Below are 26,423 nucleotides of genomic sequence, written 5' to 3' on the forward strand. Positions count from 1 at the left end.
CCCAAGGCCGCAGGCGATCACTCCTCCCCCGGCAGCTTGATCGGTTCCGTGGGCGTTTTTGACCCGCCAAAGATGTCGTAGCGGGTGTCCACCTCGATATTGATCTCGACACCACGTGGATCGGACAGCGGGCTGGAAACCAGAATCGGATTCTCCAGACGGTTCTTTGCCACGTCCAACAGATCCTGAGGACCGGCCCAACCGGCCCGCACATATTTCTCGGCAGTGATCACATAGGTTCCGCCCGCCAGATCATCGATCTTCAGCAGATAGAACCCGTCTTTGCCGGAGCTTACCTTACGCTTGACGCCTGTGCTGCCCACCTGATGCGCCCAGACGGTGACTCCTTCGATACCCTTGTCATTGTGATGCACACGCCCGTAAATCGCCCCGTCCGTGTCCGGCGGCAGGATCACCTTGGCAAACACAGCAACAGTTTTATGGTGCCAGATCGTTTCAGGAGTGGAGTAAAGCACAGGCTGCTCACCGATGGCGATGGTCTGTGACAGCCATGGCGCAGAGCCACGGTCCAGTTCGTACCCGCCGGGAAAGGCAGGCGGCACCAAGGAACGCACCACGACCCGGTAATAATCGGCGCGCAACTTGTCGAACGCAAACCTGCCATCAGCCCCCACCTTGACCGCGCGACCGGGACCACCGACGCGGGTGCCGAAATGCAACTCTACCTCGGCGCTCAGCGGGCGCAGGATCGGAACCGGTTTCAGGAGTGGGCTGTATTCGAAATATATTCGCCCCGAGATGCTCCCTAAAGGCACATCCTTCATCACCTTGACCCGGCCCTTTAATGTCGTGTCATGATGACCCAGCCGGATACGCACCTCATAGGGAATCTCGGTTTTGTCCTTGGCGCTTGCCGCGACAAAAAACTTTCCGTCCTTCCGCTCCAGTCCGGTCCCCAAGGTCCAGTTCAGCGCTGTATCAGGCACCCAGACAAGGCGCGCCTCATCTTCAAGCACGGCGCGGATTGACGGCACGTGCATGCTTTCCCCCAGCTTCAGCCACATCAATCCGGGCAACATTTGGAAACCTGTCACGGTGTCGGGATCGATCTCATCGTCGACCGGCGGTCCCTTTTTGTCGTCTTTCTTGTCTGTCCCGGCCGGGTCCTTGGCCCCTGGCGACACCACATCGCCGTCCAGACCAATGACATTCCCCGGCCCCTCGACGATGACACGACCGCTTTGACCAAAGTTCCAGCCATAGCGCCCGCGTTTGCCCGTCAGGCGCAGGTGCAGGACAGGGTCGAAATAGCCATCGTCCTTGAGGAAAAACTGCAGCGTTCCCTCGTTCGCAACCTCCGTTCCGCAAAAATGCTCGGTGCCTTGCCAAGTGCCGCTGATTTCCGCCTCCTTGCTTTCCCACGCCCCGCCCGAAAGTGTCGCTGCAAAGGTAAGGTCCGCGCCGCCCAGCCGAATATTGTCTTCGCAGACGGACTGAATCCAGATCGTGCCCGACACGTCGGACCCGGCAAAGACCAATTCGATACGCGCTTGGCGACCGTCACCTGCCGCCTGCCCGAAGTAGGTGACTGTTGTGTTGCCATCCGCGGTCTTGCCCACCCGTGGGTCGCCGAAACCCGCAGCCTCGGCCATGGGGGCTGCTGCAGGCGGTGCGGTGACTGCCTCTCTTGTGGCACCACGCAGCAAATCGTTGATCGCATCCGCGCTCTGTGCCGACAGGGAATGCGCCAGCGTAAGGTAGCACAGGATCGCCAGAAACAGGCGTGCCGATCCGTGCCTTATGTTCAGATTTCGCATCTTACCCCCCTGCGGTCGCGACCTGCGTCGATCCGGATCGACACGACCAGTGGAACGGAGCGGGGGCAAAAATGCATTGATTTGCCGCAACCAGCGAAAACGCTTTCGGACGGCCCGGAAAAACAAAGGACCCCGTCATTTCTGACGAGGTCCTTGTATACAATGGTGAGCCGTGCTGGGTTCGAACCAGCGACCCACTGATTAAAAGTCAGTTGCTCTACCAACTGAGCTAACGGCCCACTGTGGCGGCCTAACTATGAACATGACCGCGCCGGGTCAACCCAAAAAATCGGGAATCTCGCCGGGATTTTCGCCACCGCCCCTCGGACACTGGAAAGCACGCGGTTTCAGGCGTATATGCCCGCCATGGAACAGACACGCGCACCGCTGCCCTTCATGAAAATGCACGGGCTTGGCAATGATTTCGTCGTGATCGACTCGCGTGAGCGTGAGGCGATTCTCACGGCCAGCCGTATCACCGCCATTGCTGACCGGCACCGGGGCGTCGGGTTCGATCAGTTGGCCGTGATCTCGCTGCGCGCGGGTCTGACGCATCTGACCTTTTACAATTCCGACGGCTCGACTTCGGCAGCCTGTGGAAATGCCACCCGCTGCATCGCCCGGCACCTGATGGATCAGACTGGCGAAAGCCTCCTGACCCTGACCACCGACCACGGCACCCTTTATGTGGTCGATGCCGGGGATGGTCTGACCTCGGTCAACATGGGCCCACCGCAATTGAACTGGGACCAAATCCCGCTGGCCGAGGAAATGGACACGCTGGAACTGCCGATAGAGGGCAGCCCGACCGCCACCGGCATGGGCAATCCGCACTGTACCTTCTTTGTCGAGAATGCAGAGACCGTGGCGCTGGACCAGTTTGGTCCGCGCTATGAACATCACCCGCTGTATCCGCAACGCACCAATGTGCAGGTGGCCAGCCTGATCGGCCCCGATCACCTGCGGATGCGGGTGTGGGAGCGTGGCGTCGGCCTGACGCTGGCCTCTGGTTCGTCTTCCTGCGCCACCGCTGTGGCCGCCGCGCGCAGGGGACTAACCGGGCGCAAGGTCCGAATCGACCTAGACGGCGGCACATTGCATATCGACTGGCGCGACGATGGTGTCTGGATGACTGGCCCCACCGCCCATGTCTTTGACGCGCAGTTCACCGCCCAATGGCTGGATGCAAACCCATGACCGCCCCCAAATTCACCACCCTTGGCTGCCGTTTGAACGCCTATGAGACCGAAGCCATGAAGGATCTGGCCGAGGCTGCGGGCGTGACCAACGCCGTGGTCGTGAACACCTGCGCCGTGACGGCAGAGGCCGTGCGCAAGGCCCGTCAGGAAATCCGTCGGCTGCGCCGCGAAAACCCCGACGCGCGCGTGATCGTCACCGGCTGCGCCGCGCAGATCGACCCCGACAGCTTTGCCGCGATGGAAGAGGTCGACGCCGTCATCGGCAACACCGAAAAGATGGCTGCCGATACATGGAAGGGCATGAGCGCCGATTTCATCGGTGAAAGCGAGGCGGTGCAGGTCAACGACATCATGTCGGTGACGGAAACCGCAGGCCACCTGATCGACGGCTTTGGCACCCGCAGCCGCGCCTATGTGCAGGTTCAGAACGGCTGCGATCACCGCTGCACCTTCTGCATCATTCCTTACGGTCGTGGCAACTCGCGCTCCGTCGCGGCGGGCGTCGTGGTGGACCAGATCAAGCGCCTGCGCGATCAAGGCTATAATGAAGTGGTGCTGACCGGCGTCGACCTGACCTCATGGGGGGCGGACCTGCCCGGCGGGCCGCGCCTTGGCGATCTGGTCATGCGTATCCTGAAACTGACCGACATCCCGCGCCTGCGCATCTCGTCGATCGATTCGATCGAAGCGGATGACAACCTGATGATGGCCATAGCGACCGAACCACGCCTGATGCCGCATCTGCACCTGTCCCTGCAACATGGCGACGACCTGATCCTGAAACGGATGAAGCGTCGCCACCTGCGCGACGACGCGATTGCGTTTTGTGAAGAGGCGCGCCGCCTGCGCCCCGACATGACCTTTGGTGCCGACATCATCGCCGGATTCCCGACCGAAACCGAAGACCATTTCGAGAACTCGATGAAGCTGCTGCAGGACTGCGACCTGACATGGCTGCACGTCTTCCCCTATTCCTCCCGCCCCGGCACGCCCGCCGCGCGCATCCCGAACAAGGTGAACGGCACGGTGATCAAACAGCGCGCCGCCCGCCTGCGCGCCGCTGGCGACGACCGGGTGCAGGCGCATCTGGCAGCCCAGATTGGCCGGGATCACGCCGTCCTGATGGAGGCCCCCGACATGGGCCGCACCGAACAGTTCACCGAGGTCCGCTTTGCCACGCCGCAGCCCGTCGGTCAGATCGTGCGGGCCACGATCAACGGCGTTGACGGCACCCAACTGACAGCCTGATCCCATGCACCCGAACCAGACCTTTCGCCGGACCGATCAGGCCTTGGCGCTGTCCTTCGCCCGCGACCGCACTTTTGGCGCCCTGTCCGCCTCGACTGGCGGCGCGCCGCTGATGGCGCATGTGCCCTTTCTGCTGTCTGGAGACGGCACAAAGGCCGATCTGCACTTTGTGCGGTCGAACCCCATCGTCCGCGCCTGTGGCGCCGCAATGCCCGTCACACTGGCCGTCACCGGCCCCGACGGCTATATCTCTCCTGACTGGTACGGCATCGACGATCAGGTGCCGACGTGGAACTATGTCGCCGTTCACCTCATCGGCACGCTGCGCCCCCTGCCCATCGACGACCTCCCAGACCTGCTGGCCCGCCAATCCGCCGCCTATGAGGCGCGCCTGACCGGCAAGGCCCCGTGGACGATGGACAAGATGAGCGCCGAGACAAAGGCGCGGTTTCTGCGCATGATCCTGCCCTTCCGGCTGGAGATCGCGGAGGTGCAAAGCACATTCAAGCTGGGCCAGAACAAAGACGATGCCGTGCGCCAGTCCGCTGCCGACGCGGTCGAGACCGGCTTTGGCAGCGAGCTAACACACCTTGCCCGGCACATGCGGACACCACCAGACGCCGGATGAAAGGGCATTGCCCTCTCGCAGGCGTCTGGGACGCTGACCACAAACCGACATAGAAAAAAGGCCCCGCTGTCACCAGCAGGGCCTTCGCATGTGTCAAAGAGAGGCGTTTATTCCGCGGCTTCTGCCTCGGCAACGCGCGCCTTGTCGGCGGCACCTTTGGCGTCGACATCGCGGTCGACCAGTTCGATGATCGCCATCGGGGCCATGTCACCATAGCGGAAACCGGCCTTCAGAACGCGGCAGTAACCGCCCGAACGCTCGGCATAACGCGGGCCGAGGATTTCGAACAGTTTGGCGACGTCCTTGTCTTCTTTCAACTGAGCGGCGGCCTGACGGCGCGCGTGCAGATCGCCGCGCTTGCCCAGGGTGATCAGCTTGTCGATGACGCGCTTGAGTTCCTTGGCTTTCGGCAGGGTGGTCTTGATCTGCTCATGCTCGATGAGCGAGCCAGCCATGTTCGACAACAGCGCCTTGCGGTGCTCATGTGTGCGGTTGAGGCGGCGATAACCTTTTGCGTGACGCATTTTATATACTCCGGTTGCCCTCTACGGGCGGTTTTGCTTTGTCTGGCCACCGATGCGTGTCAGCGGCTCTCCTTGGGGCACAAGGCCCGGTGTGGTGGGTTGAAAACCCACCCTACGCACGAGGCGCAGGGTGGGTCTGTGACTCACCGGTCTTAGAACGAGTCTTCCAGCTTCTTTGCCAGATCCTCGATGTTGTCGGGCGGCCAGTCCTCGACGTCCATGCCAAGGTGCAGACCCATGCCGGACAGCACTTCCTTGATTTCGTTCAAGGACTTGCGGCCAAAGTTCGGCGTGCGCAGCATCTCTGCTTCGGTCTTCTGGATCAGGTCGCCGATATAGACGATGTTGTCGTTCTTCAGGCAGTTCGCAGAACGCACCGACAGTTCCAGCTCGTCCACTTTCTTGAGCAGAAGCGGGTTGAACTCCAGACCATCGTCCTCGTCCTGACGGTTTGCGGACTCGGGCTCTTCGAAGTTCACGAAGATCGACAGCTGGTCCTGCAGGATGCGCGCGGCAAAGGCCACAGCGTCCTCAGGCGTGATCGACCCGTCAGTGTCGATCTTCATGGTCAGCTTGTCATAGTCCAGCACCTGACCCTCACGGGTCGGCTGCACGTCATAGGCGACCTTCTTGACCGGCGAATAGATCGCGTCGATCGGGATCAGGCCGATGGGCGCATCCTCGGGCTTGTTCTTGTCGGCGGCGACATAGCCTTTGCCGGTGTTCACGGTGAACTCCATGTACACTTCGGCGCCTTCGTCGACGTGGCAGATGACGTGCTCGCGGTTGAGCACCTCGATGCCGTTGGTCTCTGCGATGTCCCCTGCGGTCACGACGCCCGGACCCTTACCGGTCACGGACAGGCGCTTGGGCCCTTCGACTTCCATGCGCAGCGACACACCCTTGAGGTTCAGGATGATGTCGGTGACGTCCTCGCGGACACCGGCCACGCTGGAGAATTCGTGCAGCACGTTGTCAATCTGCACGCTGGTGATGGCCGCGCCCTGAAGGCTCGACAGCAGCACGCGGCGCAGGGCGTTGCCCAGTGTCAAGCCAAAGCCACGCTCAAGCGGCTCGGCCACGACCGTCGCCTGACGCGACGGATCGGCGCCCGGCTTGATCTCGAGCTGCGTCGGCTTGATCAGTTCTGCCCAGTTCTTGTGGATCATGCAGTTCCCTCCATACCTGTCAGCGCCCCATGTCCGGTAGGTGCTGACGCCCGAGGTTTCAAAACGACGGCACGAGGCCGGGCAGAATGCCCGGCCCCGCGAAATTCAAATCCCGAGGATCAGACGCGGCGGCGCTTCGGCGGACGGCAGCCGTTGTGCGCAATCGGCGTCACGTCGCGGATCGAGGTGATGTTGAAACCCACGGCAGCCAGCGCACGCAGCGCCGATTCACGACCCGAACCGGGGCCCTGAACTTCGACTTCGAGAGTTTTTACACCGTGTTCCTGCGCTTTCTTGCCAGCGTCTTCGGCTGCCAGCTGTGCGGCGTAGGGGGTCGACTTCCGCGAGCCTTTGAAACCCATGGTGCCAGCCGACGACCATGCGATCGCATTGCCCTGCACGTCCGAGATCAGGATCTTGGTGTTGTTGAAGGTCGAGTTCACATGCGCAACGCCAGCTGCGATGTTCTTGGAGACCTTTTTCTTGCCGCCTGCGCGGCGCGTATCACGTGCCATATCCGTGTGTCTCCCTTACTTCTTCTTGCCGGCAATGGCCTTTGCGGGGCCTTTGCGCGTGCGAGCGTTGGTGTGCGTGCGCTGACCGCGCACCGGGAGATTGCGGCGATGGCGCAGGCCGCGGTAGCAGCCAAGGTCCATCAGGCGCTTGACGTTCATCTGAACTTCGCGGCGCAGGTCGCCTTCGACGGTCAGGTTCGCGTCAATGAATTCGCGCACGGCCAGCACTTCGGCGTCCGACAGCTCGTTGACACGGCGGGACACGTCGATGTTGGTGGCGGTGCAGATTTCCTTGGCGGCGGCGGGGCCGATGCCATGGATATAGGTGAGCGCGATCGGGACGCGCTTGTGGGTCGGGATGTTGACGCCGGCAATACGTGCCAAGTCTGTATTCCTTTCGTTGCGAGCCCGTAGCTCCAGGCCCTTTTTTCACAACGGAAGCCCGGGCCAGTCGGCAGCCAGGCGTCTGTCATTACTCAGGTGATTGACCCGAATCAATGTGGTTCGATTCGGACAGAGGCTCCCTCGCGGGATGGGGCTAAATATTGGCCGTGGGACAGAAGGTCAACCCCTCTGTCAAGCGCTTTTTGCAAACAGCTTTGTGGACCTCGCCGCGCAGCAAACGCGGGGCGAGGTTTTGCCCGGTCAGCCGTCCAGTTGCGCGGTGATCGCGGACTGGATTTCCGCAATCTCACCCATGCCGTCGGTCGCGTTGTGCACGCCTTTGGCATAGTAATATCCCACCAGCGGCGAGGTCTGTTTGTAGTAGGCCATCAGGCGCGTGCGCAGGCTGTCTTCGTTGTCGTCGGCGCGGCGCTTGAACTCGGCCTTTTCGCCGCAGGAGGTACAGACACCATCCGCCGGGATCGGCTTGGTGTTGTCATTGTAGACCTCACCGCAGTTGCCACAGGTCGACCGTGCGGTGATCCGCGCCACCAGCGCCTCATCGTCGACGCGCAGTTCGATCACCTTGTCCAGCGACTGCCCCATCTCGGCCAGCAGATCGCCCAGCGCGTCGGCCTGCGCCAGCGTGCGCGGGAACCCGTCAAAGATGAAACCCGGCGCCTTCACCGTCTGCAGCTTTTCGCGGATCAACCCGATCACGATCTCATCCGTGACCAGTTCACCACGAGCCATGACGTCCGCGACGATCTTGCCCATCTCGGTGCCGCTGTCCTTGGCTTCGCGCAGCATGTCCCCGGTGGACAGTTGCACAAGACCGCGTGTTTCCTCAAGAATACGCGCTTGCGTTCCCTTGCCCGCCCCCGGCGGTCCCAAAAGTATAATGTTCATCTACGCGCTGGCGCTCCCCGTTTCTTGCGGCCCTTACCCTTACCGCGCAATTGCGACTTCTGAATAAGACCTTCGTACTGATGTGCCAAGAGATGACTCTGGACCTGCTGGATGGTGTCCATAGTCACGCTGACCACGATCAGAACCGAAGTGCCGCCAAAGTAGAACGGGATCGCGTATTGTGTGCGCAGGATTTCCGGAAGGAGACAGACCGCCGTCAGATAGGCAGAGCCCAGCACCAAGATCCGGTTCACCACGTATTCCATGTATTCTGCGGTCTTCTTGCCCGGACGGATACCGGGAACAAAACCGTTCTGGTTCTTCAGGTTGTCCGCAACGTCGTCGGGTTTGAACGAGACGTTGAAGGTGTAGAAATAGGCGAAGAAGACGATCATGGCGCCGAAGAACAGCAGGTACAGCGGCTGGCCGGGGCCAAAGTAGGCAAGGATCGTCGACATGATCGGGCTGGTGTCGGACCCGCCCGAGAAGGTCGAGATCGTGACCGGCAGCAGCAGCAGCGACGAGGCAAAGATCGCCGGGATCACGCCCGCCGGGTTGACCTTGATCGGCAGATGGCTGGACTGTGCCTCTGTCATCTTCATGCCGACCTGACGGCGCGGATACTGGATCGTGACCTTTCGCAAGGCCCTTTCCATGAAGACCACAAAGGTGATCACCCCCACGACCATCAACATGACGCCGATGATCAGCGCCGGGCTGATCGCCCCCGACACACCGGAGGAAAAGAACTGTGCCAGCGCTGCGGGCACCTCGGCGATGATGCCGACGAAGATGATCAGCGAAATACCGTTGCCGATGCCGCGCGCGGTGATCTGCTCACCCAGCCACATCAGGAACATCGTGCCGCCAACCAGCGTGATCATGCAGGCAGCCCGGAAGTACCAGCCCGGATCGGTCACCAAGTCGCCCGCCTCAAGGCTGACCGCCAGACCATAAGACTGGATCAGCGCCAGCGCCACGGTGCCGAAGCGGGTGTACTGGTTGATCTTCTTGCGGCCCTGCTCGCCCTCTTTCTTGAGCTGCTCCAGCGCCGGCACCATCGCCGTCAGAAGCTGCACCATGATCGAGGCGGAAATGTAGGGCATGATGCCCAGGGCGAAGATCCCCATGCGTCCCAGCGCGCCGCCGGTGAACATCGACACCATGCCGGCCACGCCCTGCCCCGCCTGTTCAACAAACTCGCGCAGTGCCGCACCATCGATCCCCGGCACCGGAATATAGGTGCCAAGGCGATAGACGATCAAAAGGGCGAGGGTGAAGAAGATGCGATTGCGCAGGTCGGTTGCTTTGCCAAGCGCCGCCCAGCTTGTGTTGGCGGCCATTTGCTCTGCTGCGGATACCATGCGGATCTCTCTTTTCGCTAAAACGCCGCCCGGACGGTTTTCCGTCGGGCGGCGTGCGTTGGAAAACTGTGCGACATGTAAGCGGCTGAGACGTCACTCACAAGTCACGAATGCGCCGCCGGGGCGGCGCGATGCGTTATTCCGTGGCTGCCGCTGCGGCGACAGACAGCGAACCGCCCTTGCCGGCGACCGCGTCTACGGCCGACTTGGACGCGCCGGTGACGGCGATGGTCAGGGCACCGGTGATCTCACCTTTGGCCAGAACGCGGATACCGTCCAGCTTGCGGCGCACCAGACCGGATGCGACCAGCGTGTCCTCGTTGATGTTGGCGGCGTCCAACTTGCCAGCGTCGACGAACTTCTGGATCAGGCCCAGGTTCACAACGGCATATGCCTTGCGGTTCGGCTTGTTGAAGCCACGCTTGGGCAGACGTTGGTACAGCGGCATCTGGCCGCCCTCGTAGCCATTGATGGCCACACCCGAACGCGATTTCTGACCCTTGATACCACGGCCACCGGTTTTACCCTTGCCCGAACCGGCACCACGGCCGATGCGTTTCTTGGTCTTGGTTGCGCCGGGATTGTCCCGGAGTTCATTCAGTTTCATGTCGCTTCTCCATTGCCGGATGTGACCCTCGAAGCGGACTGGGCCAACCACGGCTTTTCTTATCTTGTGAATCGGGTCCATAGGACCACCGGGGGCGTATAGCCCCGCCGCGCAGGTGTTTCAAGTCTCGATACGACCGTGCCGAAAGGCCGTGTATCCGCCCTCTGCCAGCATTGTGGTCACGCTGGGAAACGACAAATCCAGCGCCGCCAGCGCGCCCGTTTCCGTGCGGTGTGCCGACACCTCCAGAAGGCCGCTGTAATCGGCCAGAGACTGGTACATCCGCGCCAGACCAAAGGCCACGTCGCCGGGGGCCAACAGCACCGTGCGGATCGGCGGCGTGTCTTTCGGGATGGCGCGCCCGACACCCATCAGGATCGTCCTGACCTGTTCAAAGTCCAGTTCCATCGCCGAAGCATCCGACATGTCGATCAGTTCCGGCCGCCCCAGCAGGTAATCCGGATCCTCCAGATAAACCCGGTAGATATCGGCAAACTGTTCCGCCCGCATCTGGCCGAAGTAGCGCGCATAAAGCACGTTCAACTCATGCGAGATGCAATAAGAGATCGGCATCCGCGCGGTTCAGCCGACGCGCACGGGCAGCGTCGCATAGCCCCGGAAACGCGCCAGCGGCACCCGTGTGCGTGGTCCGTTGGACACCAGTTTCGGAAACCGCTGCACAAACCGGCCAAGGGCAATCCGTCCCTCGACCCGCGCCAGCGTCGCCCCAAGGCAGACGTGAATCCCGGTGATAAAGGCGATGTGACGGTTGGGTTTACGCGTGATGTCAACGCGGTCCGGGTCGGCAAACACCTCTGGATCGCGGTTGGCCGCCGCAATCGAAGTATGGATATAGGTGCCTTTCGGCAGCACCCCATGCGACAGTTGGATATCCTCCCCCGCCAGCCGGTTGCCGATCTGCAAAGGCGATTCCACCCGCAGGAATTCCTCGACCGCCGGGGCGATCAGGGCCGGATCGTCCAGCAACAGCCGGTGCTGATCCGGGTTGTCCAGCAGCAACCCGATGGAATTGCCGACAAAGCTGGTGGTCGTCTCATGGCCCGCGTTCAGCAGGAAGATACAGTTCTGGATCAGCTCTTCCTGCGTCAGACGCCGCCCCTCGTGCTCGCCAAAGATCAGCGCCTCCAGCACCTCGCCCTCATGTGCGCCGTCCGGATTGCGGCGCCGGTGGTCGATCAGGTCGCCAAGGATCTCACCAAACTCGGTGACCGCCGTGCTGCCCGCTGCCAGCCGGTCCGCCGGCACCACCGGGTCCAGCGCACCAAGGATCGCCAGCGAATAGCCGCGCAGGCGGGCGCGATATTCCTCGGGGATGCCCAGCATGAAACTGATGATCTCGGTCGGCAGTTCCTTGGCGAAATCCTCGATCAGATCCAGCTCACCCAGATCCTCGACCCGGTCCAGCAGCCGGTCCACGATACCGCCGATCAGCGGCTCGAACTCGGCCAGCTTGCGCGGCGTGAACGCGCCCGAGATCAGCTTGCGCACCACGGTATGATACGGCGGATCGTTGAAGATCAACGAGGTCGTGTGATGGGTGTGCAGCGGACAGCGGCCGAATTTCTCGCCAAAGGCCTCGGTCTTGTCCGACAGCATATCCCGGCTCTGGTAGACCTTCAGACAATCGTCATGCCGCGTCAGGTAGACAGAGCCGTCGGCGTTGCGATGGATCGGGTCTTCGGCCCGCAGGCGATGCAACACCGGATGCGGGTTCTCGATGAAATCGGGCCCGATCGTGTTGAGGTCGAACCCCGCGATATCCAGCATGAACAATCCTCCCGGCCCCCATCCTGCGCCCAGCGGCAAGCAGAGACAAGGGGCGGGTATTCCGGGCCTGCGCCCCGACCCCGAACTTGGTAGGATCAGGCATGAAGAATGCGCTGACCCTGTTTTTGTCGCTCCTGACCTTGATGGCCGGGGCGCTTGTCGGTGCGGTCGCGGGCTTTTTTCTGGTCATTGGCTTGGGCCTGTCCTTTGGCACCTACGCTGGCGACGGCGGGCTTGCCATGGGCGCAGCGACCGCAGGCGCGCCGATTGGCGCGGGTCTGGGGGCCATCGTGGCGCTGATCGGGGTGATCCGCTGGCACCGACTGCCGCCCGGAAAACCTTTTCTGTCGCAAACGGCGCTGGCGGTCTGGATCGGCGTCCCTCTGGCGATCACTCTGGCGCTGATCCTGCGGATATGGAGCATCACAACCCCGGAATTCGCCACGCCCCGACCCGAACTGCTGGTCGAAATCCGCGTGGCCAGCGGCGCAATAGACGAGACAAAGACCCGTTATCGCCCGCTGTCGCCGCTCTACCACCGCGCCGACACCTATGTGACCCCCTACGCCTATATCGAGACACGGACCGAAGGCGGGTATGACATTGGTCTGGTGCGCTACGTGATGGTCTACAAGGTCGAAAAGCGCGAGCTTGCGCTGGAAATCGACCGTGATCTCTTTGCCGTCTTCCCGCTGTCCGTTGGCAAGAATGCCAAGGCAACCGATCAGTTCACCGACTGGCAGTCCCCCGCCTTTTTCCGGTTCGAGGAATGGGGAGAGCCGCCGGTGATCTCAGACCCAACCGATCTCGACGTGGCGATCCGCTATCTGGTCCACCGGGGCGAATAACGACAAAGGGCGGGAACCCCCCGCCCTTTGCCTGTGCCGTTGGTCGCCTGTCTTAGCCTAGCTCACCCGGCTTGTACCAATCGCCCATCTTCACCGTGGCCGCGTCGCCGACCATCTCGGCGAACATCGCCGGATCCTGCGTGCCGCCGTCGCGGCCGCGATAGTGGTAGGGGTAGACATATGTCGGCTTGAACTCCCGCACCGCGTCGGCAGCCGCCTCTGCGGTCATGGTGAACGGCAGGTTCATGCAGACAAAGGCCAGGTCGATGCCTTCCAGCGCGCGCATTTCCGGCACGTCCTCGGTATCGCCCGAGATATAGACGCGGAAGTCGTCCATCGACAGCACATAGCCGTTGTCGCGCCCCTTGGGGTGAAAGTTCTCGCGCCCTTCGGTGATGTTATGCGCCGGGATCGCGTCCACCTGAAGGCCGGTCAGGCTGGCGGTGTCGCCATTCGCCAAAACGCTGGTGTTCACCTTCAATGCGTCCGACAGCATGTCGAACACCGCCGGGTTGGTGATCATCTGCGTGTTTTCACCCTTTAGCGCGGCCAGAACGTCGGCGTTGTAGTGGTCGCCGTGCTCATGCGTGATCAGGATCAGATCGGCTGCGGGGTAATCGGCATAGTCCGCCACATCGCCAACCGGATCAATATAGAGCGTGCCAACCGGCGTCTCCATCACGATCGAGGCATGGTGCACGGGATGGACCAGCACCGTACCCTGCGAGGATTTAAACTCATTGGGCAGATGCCCGCCAGCGCGACCGGCAAAGGGCAGAACCGTGATGCTGCCGGCGGCAGCGGCAGTGGTCAGAAAAGTGCGGCGTGAAAGGGTCATGACATGTGCTCCGTGTTGACACCTTGGTAACGTAGTCCCTGTGCGAGGTGTGGCAACCTGTCCAAAGCACTCTTTGACCTTGACAGTTCAGCGTCCAGCGCCCACTTAAGCCCCATCGCCTTGCCCGTCGCGTGAACGGGCCGGTGGGACATGGTCCCCGGCGATCCATTCCCAATACGATCGGGTCCCCCTCACGCGCGGGCCTCACCCCTGACGGCTCTGGTGGCATTCGGCCCCTCGCGCGTCATGGGTAGCCACGGCGTGTCATCGTCCCTGACGGACGAGACCCCATTCTGTGCCGCACGTGAAAGGCGGCGCGACAAAGGACATAGATTTGACATTCGACGAACTGGGTCTTCCGGCCCGCCTGAGCGCCAACCTCGACGCTCTGGGCCTGAAAGAGCCGACCCCTATCCAACTGCGTGCCATCCCCGAGGCGCTGAATGGCCGTGACGTCATGGGCCTTGCCCAGACCGGCACCGGCAAGACCGCCGCTTTTGGCCTGCCGCTGGTATCCCAACTGATGCGCCTGCAAGGCAAGCCAGACGCCAAACAGGTACGCGGCCTTGTGTTGGCCCCCACCCGGGAACTGGCCAAGCAGATCCACGACAACCTGCGCGACTACGCTGACGGGACCTCTGTGCGCGTCAACCTTGTTGTGGGCGGCGCCTCCCTGAACGCACAGGCCCAGCGTCTGGCCCGTGGCACCGGCCTGCTGGTCGCCACGCCCGGACGCCTGATCGACCTGCTGGATCGCGGCGCGGTCAAGCTGGACCAGACCCAGTTTCTGGTGCTGGACGAGGCCGACCAGATGCTCGACCTTGGCTTTATCCACGCCCTGCGCCGGATCGCGTCGCTGCTGCCGAAAGAACGCCAGACCATGCTGTTCTCGGCGACGATGCCAAAGCAGATGGCCGAACTCTCGACCGCCTACCTGACCAACCCCGTGCGCATCGAAACCGCGCCTCCGGGCAAACCTGCCGACAAGATCGACCAATCGGTCTTCTTCATCGAGCAGGCTGGCAAGGGTCGCCTCCTCAGCCAACACCTCGCGGCACACCGCGATGAGGCGGCGGTGGTGTTTTCGCGCACCAAACACGGGGCCGAACGCCTGATGAAGGCGCTGGTCGCCGAAGGCTTTGCCGCCACCTCGGTGCACGGCAACAAGAGCCAGGGCCAGCGGGAACGCGCCATCCGCGCCTTCCGCAGCGGTGAGGCGATGATCCTTGTGGCCACGGACGTGGCGGCACGCGGTCTGGATATCCCGGACGTGCGCCATGTCTACAACTTCGACCTGCCCAACGTGGCCGAGAACTACGTTCACCGCATCGGCCGCACCGCGCGCGCCGGGCGTGACGGCTCTGCCGTGGCCTATTGCGCACCCGCCGAAATGGGCGAGTTCAAGGCCATCCAAAAGGTCCTTGGCCGTGAGATCGAGGTGGCCGGTGGCACCGCATGGGAAGGTGGCGCCGCCGCCAAACCCAAGGGCCGTGGTGGCCGCAGTGGCCGCAGGCCGCAGGGCAACAGCGGTGGCGGTAAGCCGGGTGGCGCACAGCCGTCGCGCGGTCGCGCGCCGCGTCGCCGCCGCGCTGCCTGATCGGCGACGGGCGCGGCATGCCGCGCCCTCTGCCCTCCGGGCCGACAGACTTCAGACCAAAAAAAACGCCCCGCAGTCTCCTGCGGGGCGTTTTCTATGTTGGGTGCCAAAGTGGCGCGACCTGTCAGTCGCGCTCTTCGACGATCTCGACCAGATGCGGGATCTTGCGGATCATGCCGCGAACCGAGGGAGTATCCTCCAGCTCACGCACGCGGTGCATCTTGTTCAGGCCCAGGCCCACCAGCGTCTGACGCTGGATGGCGGGGCGACGGATGGGCGAACCCACCTGCTTGACGACGATAGTCTTTGCCATGGATCAGGCCTCCTCGGTCTCGGCGGCAGCTGCCGGGGCTTCATCACGCTTGGGCAGAATGTCCGCGACTTTCTTGCCACGACGCTGGGCCACGTTGCGCGGCGACTGCTGGTTGCGCAGACCGTCGAGCGTGGCGTGGATCATCGCGTAGGGGTTTTGCGACCCGGTCGACTTGGCGACGACGTCCTGGATGCCCAGCATCTCGAACACGGCGCGCATCGGACCACCGGCGATGATACCCGTACCCTGAGGCGCGGTCCGCATGGTCACCTTGCCGGCACCTGCATGACCTTTGACGTCATGGTGCAGGGTGCGGCCTTCTTTAAGCGGCACGCGGATCATCTTGCGCTTGGCTTGTTCAGTCGCCTTGCGGATGGCCTCGGGGACCTCCTTGGCCTTACCCTTGCCAAAGCCGACACGGCCCTTCTGGTCACCAACGACGACCAGCGCGGCAAAGCCAAAGCGCTTACCACCCTTGACGGTCTTGGACACACGGTTGATCGCGACGAGGCGATCGGCAAACTCAGGCGTCTGCTCCTCACGGCGGCCACGGCCACCGCCACGGTTGTTATCACGTTCTGCCATCAGGCATTCCTTTATCTCGTGGTGCCCAAGAGCACCGTTTTGTTCAATCGCAGTGAGCCGCAAGCGGCCCCTCGATCATCGAGACGTTTCCGTCTGCAAAGCACGCCGGGCAAACGCCCGGCCTACATCCCGCCACAACGGACGGGAGAAACGGTAGGCCGGGCATTTGCCCGGCCCGCCGCCATCAGATCTTCAGACCGCCTTCGCGCGCGGCGTCGGCAACGGCCTTCACCCGGCCGTGGAAGAGGAACCCCCCACGATCGAAATAGGCCTCTTCGATCCCCGCGGCCTTGGCGCGTTCGGCGATTGCCGCACCCACCTTGGCCGCTGCTTCGACGTTGTTCTTGCCGACAACGCCCAGCGCGGGCTCCAGCGTCGAGGCGGCGGCGAGGGTCTTGCCCTGCACGTCGTCGATCAACTGGACCGAGATGTTCTTGTTCGACCGGTGAACCGACAGGCGGACCCGCCCTGCGTTCACCTTGCGAAGCTTGTTCCGGACGCGCAGACGGCGCTTCTGGAACAGTACACGTTTGCTGTTTGCCATGTTCCGCGTCCTTACTTCTTCTTGCCTTCTTTGCGGAAGATGAATTCGCCTTTATAGCGAATACCCTTCCCCTTGTACGGCTCCGGCCGGCGCCAGTCGCGAATGTTCGCGGCGACCTGACCAACCTGCTGCCCGTCGTGACCTTCGACAATGATCTCGGTCGGTTTCGGGCAGGTAACGGTGATGCCGTCGGGGATCTGGAAGTCGACGTCATGCGACAGGCCCAGGTTCAGTTTCAGGACCTTGCCCTGCAACTGCGCCCGGTAACCCACGCCGTGGATTTCCAGTTCCTTCTTGAAGGTGTTCTGAACGCCGTGCACCAGGTTCGCCACGACCGTGCGCGACATCCCCCACTGCTGACGAGCGCGCTTGGACTTGCCACGCGGCTCGACCTTGATGGCGCTGTCGTCGACGATAAGTGTGACGTCATCGGTGGCCGTAAAGCTCTGGGTGCCTTTCGGCCCCTTCACTTCGATGGTCTGGCCCGAGACGCTGGCTGATACGCCCGAGGGCAGCTCAACCGGCTTTTTGCCAATACGAGACATGTGTAGGCCTCCTTAGAATACGGTGCAAAGCACTTCGCCGCCAACATTGGCTGCGCGTGCGTTCGCGTCCGACATCACACCCTTGGAGGTGGAGACAATCGACACACCCAGACCCTGACGGACCTGCGGGATGTCATCGACACTCATGTAAACGCGACGACCGGGCTTGGAGACCCGCTTGACTTCGCGAATGACAGGGGTGCCATCGAAGTATTTGAGGCTGATTTCCAGCGTCGGGTGACCGTTCACGTCTGTGCCGGACTCGTAGCCACGGATGTAACCTTCATCCGCGAGAACATCGAGAACCCAGCCACGCAGCTTGGACGCGGGGGTCGAGACGGTGGACTTGCCGCGCATCTGCGAGTTGCGGATACGGGTGAGCATATCGCCGATAGGATCGTTCATCTATATACCCTCCCTTACCAGCTCGATTTCACAACGCCCGGCAGCTTGCCGTTCGAACCGAGTTCGCGCAGGGCGATACGGCTGATCCGGAGCTTGCGGTAGTACGCGTGGGGACGACCCGTCAGCTGGCAGCGGTTGTGCAGCCGTGTGGGCGAGGAATTGCGCGGCAGTTTGGCCAGCTTGAGCCGGGCCTTGAAACGCTCTTCCATCGACTTGGATTCGTCGGTTGCGATTTCTTTCAGTTCAGCGCGCTTGGCGGCATACCGGGCCACCAGGCGCTCGCGCTTTTTCTCGCGCTCGATCATGGATTTTTTCGCCATGTCTTGCTCCTCTTACGCCTTGGTGAACGGCATGTTGAAATGGGCCAGCAAGGCTTTCGCCTGTGCATCGGCACTGTGCTCGCCAAAGGGAATGGCGTTGGTCGTGATGACCACATCCATACCCCAGACCTCGTCGACCTTGTCGAAGTCGATTTCCGGGAACACGATGTGTTCCTTGAGACCCATGGCAAAGTTGCCGCGACCGTCGAAAGAGGCCTTCACACCGCGGAAGTCACGGATGCGGGGCATTGCGACAGTCACCAGACGGTCCAGAAATTCGTACATGCGCACGTCACGAAGGGTCACCTTCGCGCCGATGATCATGCCTTCACGCAGGCGGAACGCCGCGTTGGACTGCTTGGCAACCGTACCGACGGCCTGCTGGCCGGCGATCTTCGACAGTTCCTCGATGGCGTTCTTGGCCTTCTTGGAATCGCGAACGGCCTCTGTGCCGCAGCCGATGTTCAGAACGATCTTCTGAACCGACGGGATTTGCAGGTCGTTGGTGTAACCGAACTGCTCCTTCATCGCGGCCTTGATGGTGTCCTTGTACTGGACCTTCAGGCGCGGGGCGTAGTTATCCATATCAAGCATCGATCACGTCCCCCGTGGTCTTGGCAAAGCGCACCTTCTTGTCGCCTTCCATGCGGAAACCGACGCGGGTCGGCTTGCCGTTGGCGTCGACGAACGCAAGGTTGCTGAGGTCCAGCGGCAGGGCCTTGGGCAGGCGACCGCCCTGGTTGTTCTGCGACTGGCGGGTGTGGCGGATGGCGGTGTTCACGCCGTCAACCACGGCCTTGCCGGCCTTGGGGTCGACAGAAACGATCTCGCCCGTCTTGCCCTTGTCCTTGCCGGTCAGGACGATGACGGTGTCACCCTTCTTGAGTTTTGCAGCCATCTTACAGCACCTCCGGGGCGAGCGAGATGATCTTCATGAAGTTCTTGGCACGCAGCTCACGCACAACCGGTCCGAAGATACGGGTGCCGACCGGCTCGCCATTGTTGCCGAGGATCACGGCGGCGTTGCGGTCAAAGCGGATGGTGGTGCCATCGTCACGGCGAACTTCCTTGGCGGTGCGCACGACGACGGCCTTGCGGACGTCACCCTTTTTCACGCGACCACGCGGAATGGCCTCTTTCACCGACACCACGATGATGTCGCCGACAGAGGCATAGCGGCGGTGTGAACCGCCCAGAACCTTGATGCACTGAACTTTCCGGGCTCCGGAATTGTCAGCAACATCCAGATTGGTCTGCATCTGGATCATAAGTTTTCTCCCGACGTCCCGAACCGCTCTGCAGAGAACATTGGCCCGGGGGTTTCGAATGTCACCGGGGCCGTGTGAACGGCCCCGGGTCGCCCTTAGTGGGCAGCTTCAGCTTCGGCCTTGAGATTGGCGGCGGCGACTTCGGCGCGCTGCTTCTCATGCTCGGCAATCATTTCTTCGGTCATGATTTCCCAGCGCTTGGTCTTGGACTTGGGCGCGCATTCGCGGATCATGACGTTGTCGCCGACGTTGAACTGTTCGTTCTCGTCGTGGGCGCGGTACTTCTTGGACTTCTTGATCGTCTTTTGCAGCACCGGGTGCTTAAAGCGGCGGACGATCTGGACGGTCACAGTCTGCTTGTTGGCGGTCGACGTGACGGTGCCTTGCAGGATTCGCTTGGGCATCTGTTAAGCCTCCGCAGTCGACGCCGCAGCGGCGGCTTTTTCATTGAGAATGGTCATGATCCGGGCAACGTCGCGACGGACCACGCGAATACGCGAGGTGTTTTCCATCTGGCCGGTGGCCGCCTGGAAACGGAGGTTGAATGCCTCCTTCTTCAATTGGACAAGCGTGTCCCGGAGCTCGTCCGGGGTCTTGTCACGGAGTTCGTGGGCGTTCATGCGCCTCTCCTTTATTACAACATCACCGGTAGGCCCCTGCCTGCCTTGGCCGCAAGGTCACCCTGATTCCGGTGGAGTCCGTGGATGAAACGCCCCTTTATGCGCGATTCCCCCGAAAGGCAATAGATTTTGAGGCACGTCGCGCGCCTGACGCTTTTCCGCCCGAAAAACCAGCCGCGCCGATCCATATCCCGGCCAACAGCCCCGCCCGCAAAGCACAGGCTTTGGGGAACGGGCGGTCTGCGGTATCATAAGGCATGCGCCCGATACTGACCCTTGCCCTGATACTTGCGCTTCAGCCGGCCCTCGCCGATGAGGCCACTTCGGACTGCGCCTGCATCAATCGCAACGGACAAGAGGTGCCCTTGGGTGAAATCGCCTGCCTGACCGTCGGCGGCAAGAGCTTTCTGGCGCGCTGTTCCATGTCGCTCAACCTGCTCACGTGGCGCCGGATTCAGGATGGCTGTGTCGTGTCACAGGCCCCCTACCCGTTCAGCCCCGCACCGCGCTTTGCCGAAATCACGCCGCAACCTCAATCCCACCTTTAGGCAAAGCGGACCGGTCGCGGTTTTGCCCTGCCCCTCTCGGCGCACCCGCGCGGCAGGTAATCGCCGCTTTCCCTCCCACACCGCTGGATTGGCAAGCTGACCGGGACTGCCTGTTGATCGTTGCAAAGACAAGCTGATAGACAAGTTGCGGGTCCAGCAGGGAAACTGACCATGTCCGATAAGAACGTGTCCGAAGACGACGCGCTATATAGTCGTATCGGGGCAGGCGGTGAATCCCATGCTGTGATGCTGGAACAGGCGGCGCGCATCGCTCAACTGGGCTACTTCGTCTTCAACGTAAAGGAATCCATCGTCGAGCTTTGCTCGGTCCGACACGCCGCTATCTTTGGCCAGACGCCCAGTGACTTCATCGAGACCGTTACAGGCCTCAAAGGCCCGATGACGATGATCCATCCGGAGGATCGCAACCTTCTGCGGGAGGCCTATCAACGGCTGATCAAGGGCGAAACCATCGAGATGGAGTATCGCTTTTTCCGCGCTGACGGCAGCATCGGCTATATCCGCGAAACCGTCGCCCCGGATTACGATGCCACGGGCGAGGTCGTGCGCGGTCTGGGCAGCAGTGTGGACGTCACCGACACGCGCCGCGCCGAAGAGCGCAAGGCACAGGCCAACCGGCTGGCCGCGCTGGGGGAACTGACCGCCGGTGTCGCCCATGACGTCAACAACATCCTTGCCGTGGTCATGGGCAATGCCGAACTGTTGCAGGACCGGATCGACTCTGCCCTGCCCAGCCAACTCTTGTCTGAAATCGTCTCGGCGGCCCGGCGCGGTGGCACCCTGACCCAAAGCCTGCTGAACTTCGCTCAGCGCGCCACGATCCGCCCCGTCCTGCTCGACTTGGGCGAAGAGGCGGCGCGCGCCGTGGTTATGTTCGAACGGACATCGCTGAAAAAGCCGACAATTCAGGTGGATCGCGGCACACGCGCACTGCCGATCTTTGCCGACCGTGACAATCTCCAGTCGGTGATCCTCAACATCCTGATCAACGCCCGCGACGCCATTCGCGAAGGCGGCTCCATCCGGATCACCAGCGCCATCCAAAGTGTCCCGAAAGACGCTGCAAACACCCTGCCCGTTGCGGGCGACTATGCCTGCCTGACCATTCAGGACGACGGTATGGGCATTCCTCCGCACAATCTGGCGCGCGTGACCGAACCCTTTTTCACGACGAAGTCGCGCTCCGAGGGATCAGGCCTTGGCCTGTCGATGGCCGCCGGATTCATGCGGCAACTGGGCGGAGAGATCCTGATCACCTCGGAACTCGGCGCGGGCACCTGCGTGCGCCTGTTCTTTCCCCTCCACCATGAGACCATGAGCCAAGGCGACGCAGCCTGCCTCGGCAAGCCGTCCACTTTCGACAAGCTGCATGTCCTGCTTCTCGAAGACGAGGACGCAATCCGCAATGTCCTGCATCGCAACCTGACGCGCTGGGGCTTTACCGTCACGGTCGCCAGCACCGGGGCAGAGGCGGTCGCGGCGGTCGCGGCGCACCGTTTCGACCTTGCCCTGCTGGACAATTACATTCCCGGCGACCTCAGCGGCGTCGATATCGCGGCGCGGGTCAAGGGCAAGAACCCCGCGACCCCGGTGATACTGCTGACCGGCATGGCGCGCCTCGAAGGCGGGGCGGACCGGGCTGTCATAGACCTTGTTCTGGCCAAACCCATCCCCGCCGGAGAGTTGCGGGCGCGGATCGCCGGGCTGCTGGAAACCGCGCACCCGCCAAGCTCGGAACCCGCCTGAACACATCCCGCGCCGACAGGGGCCGTTCGACCCAGAGCCGTCCGTCTGCGCAACCTTCCTCGCCGTCCTGACCTGAGAGCGCCCTCAGATGGGGACAGGACGACACGACCCGGCGATGCCCGTCGCGCCCCTAGCGCAGCAGTTCCAGCGCGATACTGGCCGAAACATACGTGGCCTGAGCCGAAATATAATACCCCGAGGCCACGTATCCGGCGCTGGCCTCTGTCTCTGGTGGCTCAGCCAGCGGGTCCTCTGCCGCCACAGGGTCAGGCACCTCGGGCTCGGGCGTCTCGGACGCCGCCACCGGGACCTCTGTGCCGGGACCCCCAGCCCCTGACGTAAGCGGGGCCGCGTCGCCTGTCACGCTGACCGAAGTTTCGCTGTAACTGAGGCTGATGAACACCGCCTCGATCACGATCGACATCTCGCCTCGCGCAATGGCCGAGGCCGCCTGCCCCTGTTTCAGGCAACCGCCCGCCTCTGCCACCGCCGCCTTGGCGCGATGCCCGACCGACTGCGTGGATTTCCCGCAGCCGCCGTGTTCCGTGGTCTCTGCCGCCATCGCCCGCCGATGGTGGCCTTGCTTTGCGCCCTGTCCGGCGCAGCAGGATTGCGTTTCCATGTGATACCCCCGTTCTCACTGTCCTCACAGCTTCGCCCAAGGGCGTAAACATGAGGCCACCGGGCCTGTGGAAACTGCGCGCAATTCGACGGGCCGGGGGGCTACGGCCCTGCGATCCTCAACCTGTCTCCCGGACAGGGCAGAGCGGGTCTTATTCCCACTTGTAGTTAAAGCTGACAGAGACGCGGTTTTCCTCGGCCATGTTCAGCGGCACCTCATGGCGCAGCCAGCTTTCCCACAGCAGCACATCGCCCACCTCGGGCGCGATGTAGACAAAGGGCCGCAACTCCTCGCGGCAGTCCTTTTGCCGGGTCGGGGCCGCCATCATCATCGCCAGCCGGGGATCTTCCAGCTTTAGCGCCGACGCGCCTTCGGGCATCGCCACATAGGTTGTCCCCGAGATCACCGAATGCGGGTGGATATGGCTGGAATGGGTGCCGCCCTCGGGCAGAATGTTGATCCAGATATCCTCCAGCACCAGCGCCTTATCGCCCAGATCGAACTCCAGATCCTTGGCAAAGGCGGTAACGTGTTTGTCCAGCACCTTCACCAGTTCCGCAAAGACCGGGAACCGCCACGGAAGATCGGTCAGCGAGGCATAGGAGGTGTAACCGGGATAGCCGTGTTCCTCGCACCAATCCTGCCCGGCCTCGTCGTCCTCGGCGATGGAATAACACGACGAGTCCAACTCATCGGCGTCAACGGTGCCCTGCTCTGACAGCTTGGCGTGATACAGGCGGGTGGCGAAAAGCGAGCGTATCTGGGTCATGGCCGCGCTTTAGCCCAAAGGCCGGGGCGGGGGAAATGGAATCTCAACCTCTGGGTGGCAGTGTCGCGGCCAATCCTGAGGGAGGAACAGAATGTTCCCGATCCGCCGCCTGATCATATTGGCGCTGCTGGCCCTGCCCGGCGTGGCCGCTGCGCAATCCGCCTCGCTGTTCCCGCATGGCGATAGCGCGGCGCGCACGCCGCTGATTCCTGTCCGCGCAACGCCCCTGTCCGGGCAGGCGCGCGCCGCCAGCCTCTTTGTCGGCAAGGACACAGAGGGGCTGTTTGCCGCCCTGCCAGATCGCACGCCGCCGCCGCCCCGGCAGACAACCACCGGCCCGCTGTCGGGCATCAGCGCCACCGCCCTGCTGCGCAGCCTGATCGCAGAGGCGGAATCCGGGGCCGACAGTTATGATGCGGTCATTCACGGGGCCAAGGTCAAACCGCCCAAGCGCCCCACTGACCTGACCGTGCAACAGGTTTATGACTGGATCGACGCCACACCGGGCCAACCCCACGCCATTGGCCGCTACCAGTTCATTCCCGACACCCTGCGGCGTCTGGTGGACAAGGTCGGGGTCAATCCGGCGACACGCTTTGACGCCAAACTACAGGACCGGCTGGCGGATGAACTGCTGGCAGAGGCCGGGATGCTGGCCTTTCAGCGCGGCGAGCTGACCCGCCGCAGCTTTATGTACCGTCTGGCCAAGATCTGGGCCGGGCTGCCTCTGCCCTCGGGAGAGTCCTATTATGAGGGCTACGCCGGCAACAAGGCGACGATGACATGGGCCCGTTTTGACAGCGCAATGGCGCAGATCTTTCCCGGCTGACCTCTGGGCAAGAAAAAACCCCCGCCGCTTGCGCGCCGGGGGTCAAATCTATTGCAGCGGGGTCTCCCCCAGCCGCTTACCAGTCTTCGCGAACGACGACACGGGTCTTGATCGGCAGCTTCATCGCGGCCAGACGCAGCGCCTCGCGGGCGATGTCCTCATTGACGCCGTCGATCTCGAACATCACGCGACCGGGCTTGACCTTGCAGGTCCAGCGATCGACCGAGCCCTTACCTTTACCCATACGAACTTCGATGGGCTTGGCAGTGACCGGAGTGTCCGGGAAGATACGGATCCAGACGCGACCCTGACGCTTCATGTGACGCGTCATAGCACGACGGGCGGCTTCGATCTGGCGCGCGGTCACGCGCTCGGGCTCCAGAGCCTTGAGGCCATAGGTGCCGAAGTTCAGATCGGATCCGCCCTTGGCCAGACCTTTGATCCGGCCCTTCTGTACCTTGCGGAATTTAGTACGCTTTGGCTGAAGCATGGTTACCTCCGATCATCCCGGCGGCCGCCACCAGCACCGCGAGGGGCCGGACCGTCCTGGAGTTCCTGGTTCTTGCGCTCACGCGCCTGCGGATCATGTTCCATGATCTCGCCTTTGAAGATCCAGACCTTGATACCGATGATGCCGTAGGCGGTGGTCGCCTCAACGGTGGCATAATCGATGTCGGCACGCAGCGTGTGCAGCGGCACGCGGCCTTCGCGATACCATTCGGTACGAGCGATTTCCGCGCCACCCAGACGACCCGCGACGTTCACCCGGATACCCAGGGCGCCCATACGCATGGCGTTCTGCACCGCCCGCTTCATCGCGCGGCGGAAGGACACACGACGCTCAAGCTGCTGAGCGATCGACTCGCCAACCAGCTGCGCGTCCAGCTCGGGCTTGCGAACCTCGACGATGTTGAGGTGCAGTTCCGAGTCGGTCATCGACGCCAGCTTCTTGCGAAGCACCTCGATGTCCGCGCCCTTCTTGCCGATGATCACGCCCGGACGGGCAGTGTGCACCGTGACGCGGCACTTCTTGTGCGGACGCTCGATGATCACACGGCTGATGCCAGCCTGCTTCGGCGGGTTGCGGTACTCATTGAAGATGAACTCGCGGATCTTCAGATCCTCGAGAAGCAGATCCCCATAGTCCTTGGTGTCGGCGTACCAGCGGCTGTCCCAGGTGCGGTTCACCTGCAGACGCATACCGATCGGGTTTGTTTTATTACCCATTAGGCTTGCTCCTCAACCTGGCGCACCTTGATGGTGAGTTCCGAGAACGGCTTGTTGATCCGGCCAAAACGACCGCGCGCCCGGGGGCGGCCCCGCTTCATGACCAGGTTCTTGCCCACAAATGCCTCGGCGACGACCAGTTCATCGACGTCCAGACCGTGGTTGTTCTCGGCGTTGGCGATGGCCGACTGCAGGCACTTCTTCACGTCACCGGCGATCCGCTTTTTCGAGAAGGTCAGGTCCGTCAGGGCCTTTTCCACCTTCTTGCCACGGATCAGCTGCGCGACGAGGTTCAGTTTCTGCGGCGAAGTGCGAAGCATGCGCAGTTTTGCCATTGCTTCGTTGTCCGCCACGCGGCGGGGATTCTTATCCTTGCCCATGGCTTACTTCCTCTTCGCTTTTTTGTCGGCTGCGTGACCGTAATAGGTACGGGTCGGTGCATACTCGCCGAACTTCTGACCGATCATGTCCTCGGACACGTTGACCGGAATGTGCTTGTGACCGTTGTAGACACCAAACGTCAGGCCCACGAACTGGGGCAGGATCGTCGAGCGGCGCGACCAGATCTTGATGACTTCGTTCTTGCCCGACTCGCGCGACTTCTCTGCCTTCTTCAAGACATAGGAATCGACGAACGGACCTTTCCAGACGGAACGCGACATAAA

Annotated in this window: 36 protein-coding genes and 1 tRNA gene; 8 read left to right on the plus strand and 29 right to left on the minus strand. The window is 62.3% G+C overall.

Annotated features, from left to right (window positions below):
* Window positions 1–17: 17 nt before the first annotated feature.
* Both VOI21_RS15145 and VOI21_RS15150 read right to left on the minus strand, forming a co-directional pair.
* On the minus strand, window positions 18–1,778 hold the full coding sequence (locus VOI21_RS15145; protein WP_323770778.1) for a carboxypeptidase-like regulatory domain-containing protein: 1,761 nt from the start codon (window positions 1,776–1,778) through the stop codon (window positions 18–20).
* 163 nt (window positions 1,779–1,941) lie between these two features.
* Window positions 1,942–2,017, minus strand: a tRNA-Lys gene (locus VOI21_RS15150).
* Window positions 2,018–2,135: 118 nt separating this feature from the next.
* On the opposite strand from VOI21_RS15150, the gene dapF reads away from it, so the two are divergent.
* Genes dapF through VOI21_RS15165 form a run of 3 tightly spaced genes read left to right on the plus strand, consistent with a single transcriptional unit; the run spans window position 2,136 to window position 4,853 of the window.
* Entirely contained in the window at window positions 2,136–2,975 is an 840-nt protein-coding gene (gene dapF, locus VOI21_RS15155) for a diaminopimelate epimerase (RefSeq protein WP_323770779.1), read from the plus strand.
* Complete coding sequence (gene mtaB / locus VOI21_RS15160) at window positions 2,972–4,225, plus strand: tRNA (N(6)-L-threonylcarbamoyladenosine(37)-C(2))-methylthiotransferase MtaB (protein ID WP_323770780.1); 1,254 nt, start codon at window positions 2,972–2,974, stop codon at window positions 4,223–4,225. The genes dapF and mtaB overlap by 4 nt, the downstream gene beginning before the upstream one ends.
* A gap of 4 nt (window positions 4,226–4,229) precedes the next feature.
* A complete protein-coding gene (locus tag VOI21_RS15165; RefSeq protein ID WP_323770781.1) occupies window positions 4,230–4,853 on the plus strand; it encodes an FMN-binding negative transcriptional regulator in 624 nt (207 codons plus the stop codon).
* Window positions 4,854–4,960: 107 nt separating this feature from the next.
* Here VOI21_RS15165 and rplQ read toward each other — a convergent pair whose 3' ends face one another.
* The 9 genes from rplQ to VOI21_RS15210 form a co-directional block, all read right to left on the minus strand.
* Window positions 4,961–5,377, minus strand: coding sequence for a 50S ribosomal protein L17 (rplQ, locus tag VOI21_RS15170; protein WP_323770782.1), 417 nt, complete (start codon window positions 5,375–5,377; stop codon window positions 4,961–4,963).
* A 152-nt stretch (window positions 5,378–5,529) separates the two neighbouring features.
* Window positions 5,530–6,546: a DNA-directed RNA polymerase subunit alpha gene (locus tag VOI21_RS15175; RefSeq protein WP_323770783.1), complete on the minus strand. Its 1,017-nt coding sequence runs from the start codon at window positions 6,544–6,546 to the stop codon at window positions 5,530–5,532.
* A gap of 119 nt (window positions 6,547–6,665) precedes the next feature.
* Complete coding sequence (gene rpsK / locus VOI21_RS15180) at window positions 6,666–7,061, minus strand: 30S ribosomal protein S11 (RefSeq protein ID WP_089279501.1); 396 nt, start codon at window positions 7,059–7,061, stop codon at window positions 6,666–6,668.
* Between the two features lie 15 nt (window positions 7,062–7,076).
* Window positions 7,077–7,445, minus strand: a complete 369-nt coding sequence (rpsM, locus tag VOI21_RS15185) for a 30S ribosomal protein S13 (protein ID WP_094033605.1) — start codon at window positions 7,443–7,445, stop codon at window positions 7,077–7,079.
* Window positions 7,446–7,706: 261 nt separating this feature from the next.
* Window positions 7,707–8,354: an adenylate kinase gene (locus VOI21_RS15190; protein ID WP_323770784.1), complete on the minus strand. Its 648-nt coding sequence runs from the start codon at window positions 8,352–8,354 to the stop codon at window positions 7,707–7,709.
* On the minus strand, window positions 8,351–9,718 hold the full coding sequence (gene secY, locus VOI21_RS15195; protein ID WP_323770785.1) for a preprotein translocase subunit SecY: 1,368 nt from the start codon (window positions 9,716–9,718) through the stop codon (window positions 8,351–8,353). The genes VOI21_RS15190 and secY overlap by 4 nt, the downstream gene beginning before the upstream one ends.
* 136 nt (window positions 9,719–9,854) lie before the next feature.
* Window positions 9,855–10,325, minus strand: a complete 471-nt coding sequence (gene rplO / locus VOI21_RS15200; RefSeq protein WP_323770786.1) for a 50S ribosomal protein L15 — start codon at window positions 10,323–10,325, stop codon at window positions 9,855–9,857.
* Between the two features lie 120 nt (window positions 10,326–10,445).
* On the minus strand, window positions 10,446–10,898 hold the full coding sequence (locus VOI21_RS15205) for a hypothetical protein (RefSeq protein ID WP_323770787.1): 453 nt from the start codon (window positions 10,896–10,898) through the stop codon (window positions 10,446–10,448).
* Between the two features lie 9 nt (window positions 10,899–10,907).
* Window positions 10,908–12,113 carry a cytochrome P450 gene (locus VOI21_RS15210; RefSeq protein WP_323770788.1) on the minus strand — a complete coding sequence of 402 codons (1,206 nt, stop codon included), beginning with the start codon at window positions 12,111–12,113 and terminating at the stop codon, window positions 10,908–10,910.
* Between the two features lie 101 nt (window positions 12,114–12,214).
* Here VOI21_RS15210 and VOI21_RS15215 point away from each other — a divergent pair, with 101 nt between their 5' ends.
* Entirely contained in the window at window positions 12,215–12,961 is a 747-nt protein-coding gene (locus VOI21_RS15215; protein ID WP_323770789.1) for a hypothetical protein, read from the plus strand.
* A 52-nt stretch (window positions 12,962–13,013) separates the two neighbouring features.
* Here VOI21_RS15215 and VOI21_RS15220 read toward each other — a convergent pair whose 3' ends face one another.
* Entirely contained in the window at window positions 13,014–13,799 is a 786-nt protein-coding gene (locus VOI21_RS15220) for an MBL fold metallo-hydrolase (RefSeq protein WP_323770790.1), read from the minus strand.
* 334 nt (window positions 13,800–14,133) lie between these two features.
* Between VOI21_RS15220 and VOI21_RS15225 the strand changes: the two genes are divergently transcribed.
* Window positions 14,134–15,396 (plus strand): DEAD/DEAH box helicase, encoded by a 1,263-nt coding sequence (locus VOI21_RS15225; RefSeq protein ID WP_323770791.1) that lies wholly within the window; start codon window positions 14,134–14,136, stop codon window positions 15,394–15,396.
* Window positions 15,397–15,520: 124 nt separating this feature from the next.
* Here VOI21_RS15225 and rpmD read toward each other — a convergent pair whose 3' ends face one another.
* The 11 genes from rpmD to rpmC all read right to left on the minus strand — a co-directional run bounded on the left by rpmD (window position 15,521) and on the right by rpmC (window position 19,996).
* Window positions 15,521–15,709 (minus strand): 50S ribosomal protein L30, encoded by a 189-nt coding sequence (rpmD, locus tag VOI21_RS15230; RefSeq protein WP_323770792.1) that lies wholly within the window; start codon window positions 15,707–15,709, stop codon window positions 15,521–15,523.
* 3 nt (window positions 15,710–15,712) lie between these two features.
* Window positions 15,713–16,294 (minus strand): 30S ribosomal protein S5, encoded by a 582-nt coding sequence (gene rpsE / locus VOI21_RS15235; protein ID WP_323770793.1) that lies wholly within the window; start codon window positions 16,292–16,294, stop codon window positions 15,713–15,715.
* A gap of 184 nt (window positions 16,295–16,478) precedes the next feature.
* Entirely contained in the window at window positions 16,479–16,838 is a 360-nt protein-coding gene (rplR, locus tag VOI21_RS15240) for a 50S ribosomal protein L18 (RefSeq protein WP_323770794.1), read from the minus strand.
* An 11-nt stretch (window positions 16,839–16,849) separates the two neighbouring features.
* On the minus strand, window positions 16,850–17,383 hold the full coding sequence (gene rplF, locus VOI21_RS15245) for a 50S ribosomal protein L6 (protein WP_323770795.1): 534 nt from the start codon (window positions 17,381–17,383) through the stop codon (window positions 16,850–16,852).
* Between the two features lie 12 nt (window positions 17,384–17,395).
* Complete coding sequence (gene rpsH, locus VOI21_RS15250) at window positions 17,396–17,788, minus strand: 30S ribosomal protein S8 (RefSeq protein ID WP_089280194.1); 393 nt, start codon at window positions 17,786–17,788, stop codon at window positions 17,396–17,398.
* A 14-nt stretch (window positions 17,789–17,802) separates the two neighbouring features.
* On the minus strand, window positions 17,803–18,108 hold the full coding sequence (rpsN, locus tag VOI21_RS15255) for a 30S ribosomal protein S14 (RefSeq protein ID WP_089280193.1): 306 nt from the start codon (window positions 18,106–18,108) through the stop codon (window positions 17,803–17,805).
* Window positions 18,109–18,120: 12 nt separating this feature from the next.
* Window positions 18,121–18,702 (minus strand): 50S ribosomal protein L5, encoded by a 582-nt coding sequence (rplE, locus tag VOI21_RS15260; RefSeq protein WP_323770796.1) that lies wholly within the window; start codon window positions 18,700–18,702, stop codon window positions 18,121–18,123.
* Window positions 18,695–19,006 (minus strand): 50S ribosomal protein L24, encoded by a 312-nt coding sequence (gene rplX, locus VOI21_RS15265; RefSeq protein WP_323770797.1) that lies wholly within the window; start codon window positions 19,004–19,006, stop codon window positions 18,695–18,697. The genes rplE and rplX overlap by 8 nt, the downstream gene beginning before the upstream one ends.
* A 1-nt stretch (window position 19,007) precedes the next feature.
* The gene (gene rplN, locus VOI21_RS15270; protein ID WP_323770798.1) at window positions 19,008–19,376 is read right to left on the minus strand and encodes a 50S ribosomal protein L14; all 369 of its coding nucleotides are present in this window, start codon (window positions 19,374–19,376) and stop codon (window positions 19,008–19,010) included.
* Between the two features lie 95 nt (window positions 19,377–19,471).
* Window positions 19,472–19,780: a 30S ribosomal protein S17 gene (gene rpsQ / locus VOI21_RS15275; RefSeq protein WP_323770799.1), complete on the minus strand. Its 309-nt coding sequence runs from the start codon at window positions 19,778–19,780 to the stop codon at window positions 19,472–19,474.
* A gap of 3 nt (window positions 19,781–19,783) precedes the next feature.
* Window positions 19,784–19,996, minus strand: a complete 213-nt coding sequence (gene rpmC, locus VOI21_RS15280) for a 50S ribosomal protein L29 (RefSeq protein WP_089280188.1) — start codon at window positions 19,994–19,996, stop codon at window positions 19,784–19,786.
* A 257-nt stretch (window positions 19,997–20,253) separates the two neighbouring features.
* Here rpmC and VOI21_RS15285 point away from each other — a divergent pair, with 257 nt between their 5' ends.
* Window positions 20,254–20,544 carry a hypothetical protein gene (locus VOI21_RS15285; RefSeq protein ID WP_323770800.1) on the plus strand — a complete coding sequence of 97 codons (291 nt, stop codon included), beginning with the start codon at window positions 20,254–20,256 and terminating at the stop codon, window positions 20,542–20,544.
* A 171-nt stretch (window positions 20,545–20,715) separates the two neighbouring features.
* Entirely contained in the window at window positions 20,716–22,311 is a 1,596-nt protein-coding gene (locus VOI21_RS15290; RefSeq protein WP_323770801.1) for an ATP-binding protein, read from the plus strand.
* A 130-nt stretch (window positions 22,312–22,441) separates the two neighbouring features.
* On the opposite strand, the gene VOI21_RS15295 is transcribed toward VOI21_RS15290, so the two are convergent.
* Window positions 22,442–22,933 carry a hypothetical protein gene (locus VOI21_RS15295; RefSeq protein WP_323770802.1) on the minus strand — a complete coding sequence of 164 codons (492 nt, stop codon included), beginning with the start codon at window positions 22,931–22,933 and terminating at the stop codon, window positions 22,442–22,444.
* 151 nt (window positions 22,934–23,084) lie between these two features.
* Window positions 23,085–23,702, minus strand: coding sequence for a 2OG-Fe(II) oxygenase family protein (locus tag VOI21_RS15300; protein ID WP_323770803.1), 618 nt, complete (start codon window positions 23,700–23,702; stop codon window positions 23,085–23,087).
* Window positions 23,703–23,793: 91 nt separating this feature from the next.
* Between VOI21_RS15300 and VOI21_RS15305 the strand changes: the two genes are divergently transcribed.
* Window positions 23,794–24,531 carry a hypothetical protein gene (locus VOI21_RS15305; RefSeq protein ID WP_323770804.1) on the plus strand — a complete coding sequence of 246 codons (738 nt, stop codon included), beginning with the start codon at window positions 23,794–23,796 and terminating at the stop codon, window positions 24,529–24,531.
* A gap of 76 nt (window positions 24,532–24,607) precedes the next feature.
* On the opposite strand, the gene rplP is transcribed toward VOI21_RS15305, so the two are convergent.
* Genes rplP through rpsS form a run of 4 tightly spaced genes read right to left on the minus strand, consistent with a single transcriptional unit; the run spans window position 24,608 to window position 26,420 of the window.
* Complete coding sequence (rplP, locus tag VOI21_RS15310; protein ID WP_218450187.1) at window positions 24,608–25,021, minus strand: 50S ribosomal protein L16; 414 nt, start codon at window positions 25,019–25,021, stop codon at window positions 24,608–24,610.
* Window positions 25,022–25,023: 2 nt separating this feature from the next.
* Window positions 25,024–25,758, minus strand: coding sequence for a 30S ribosomal protein S3 (gene rpsC, locus VOI21_RS15315; RefSeq protein WP_323770805.1), 735 nt, complete (start codon window positions 25,756–25,758; stop codon window positions 25,024–25,026).
* The gene (gene rplV / locus VOI21_RS15320; protein ID WP_323770806.1) at window positions 25,758–26,138 is read right to left on the minus strand and encodes a 50S ribosomal protein L22; all 381 of its coding nucleotides are present in this window, start codon (window positions 26,136–26,138) and stop codon (window positions 25,758–25,760) included. Before rplV ends, rpsC begins: the two co-directional genes overlap by 1 nt.
* 3 nt (window positions 26,139–26,141) lie before the next feature.
* On the minus strand, window positions 26,142–26,420 hold the full coding sequence (gene rpsS, locus VOI21_RS15325) for a 30S ribosomal protein S19 (RefSeq protein ID WP_089280180.1): 279 nt from the start codon (window positions 26,418–26,420) through the stop codon (window positions 26,142–26,144).
* Window positions 26,421–26,423: the final 3 nt, after the last annotated feature.

Origin of the sequence: Antarctobacter sp. (assembly GCF_034670325.1) — a bacterium.
Taxonomy (GTDB): domain Bacteria; phylum Pseudomonadota; class Alphaproteobacteria; order Rhodobacterales; family Rhodobacteraceae; genus Antarctobacter.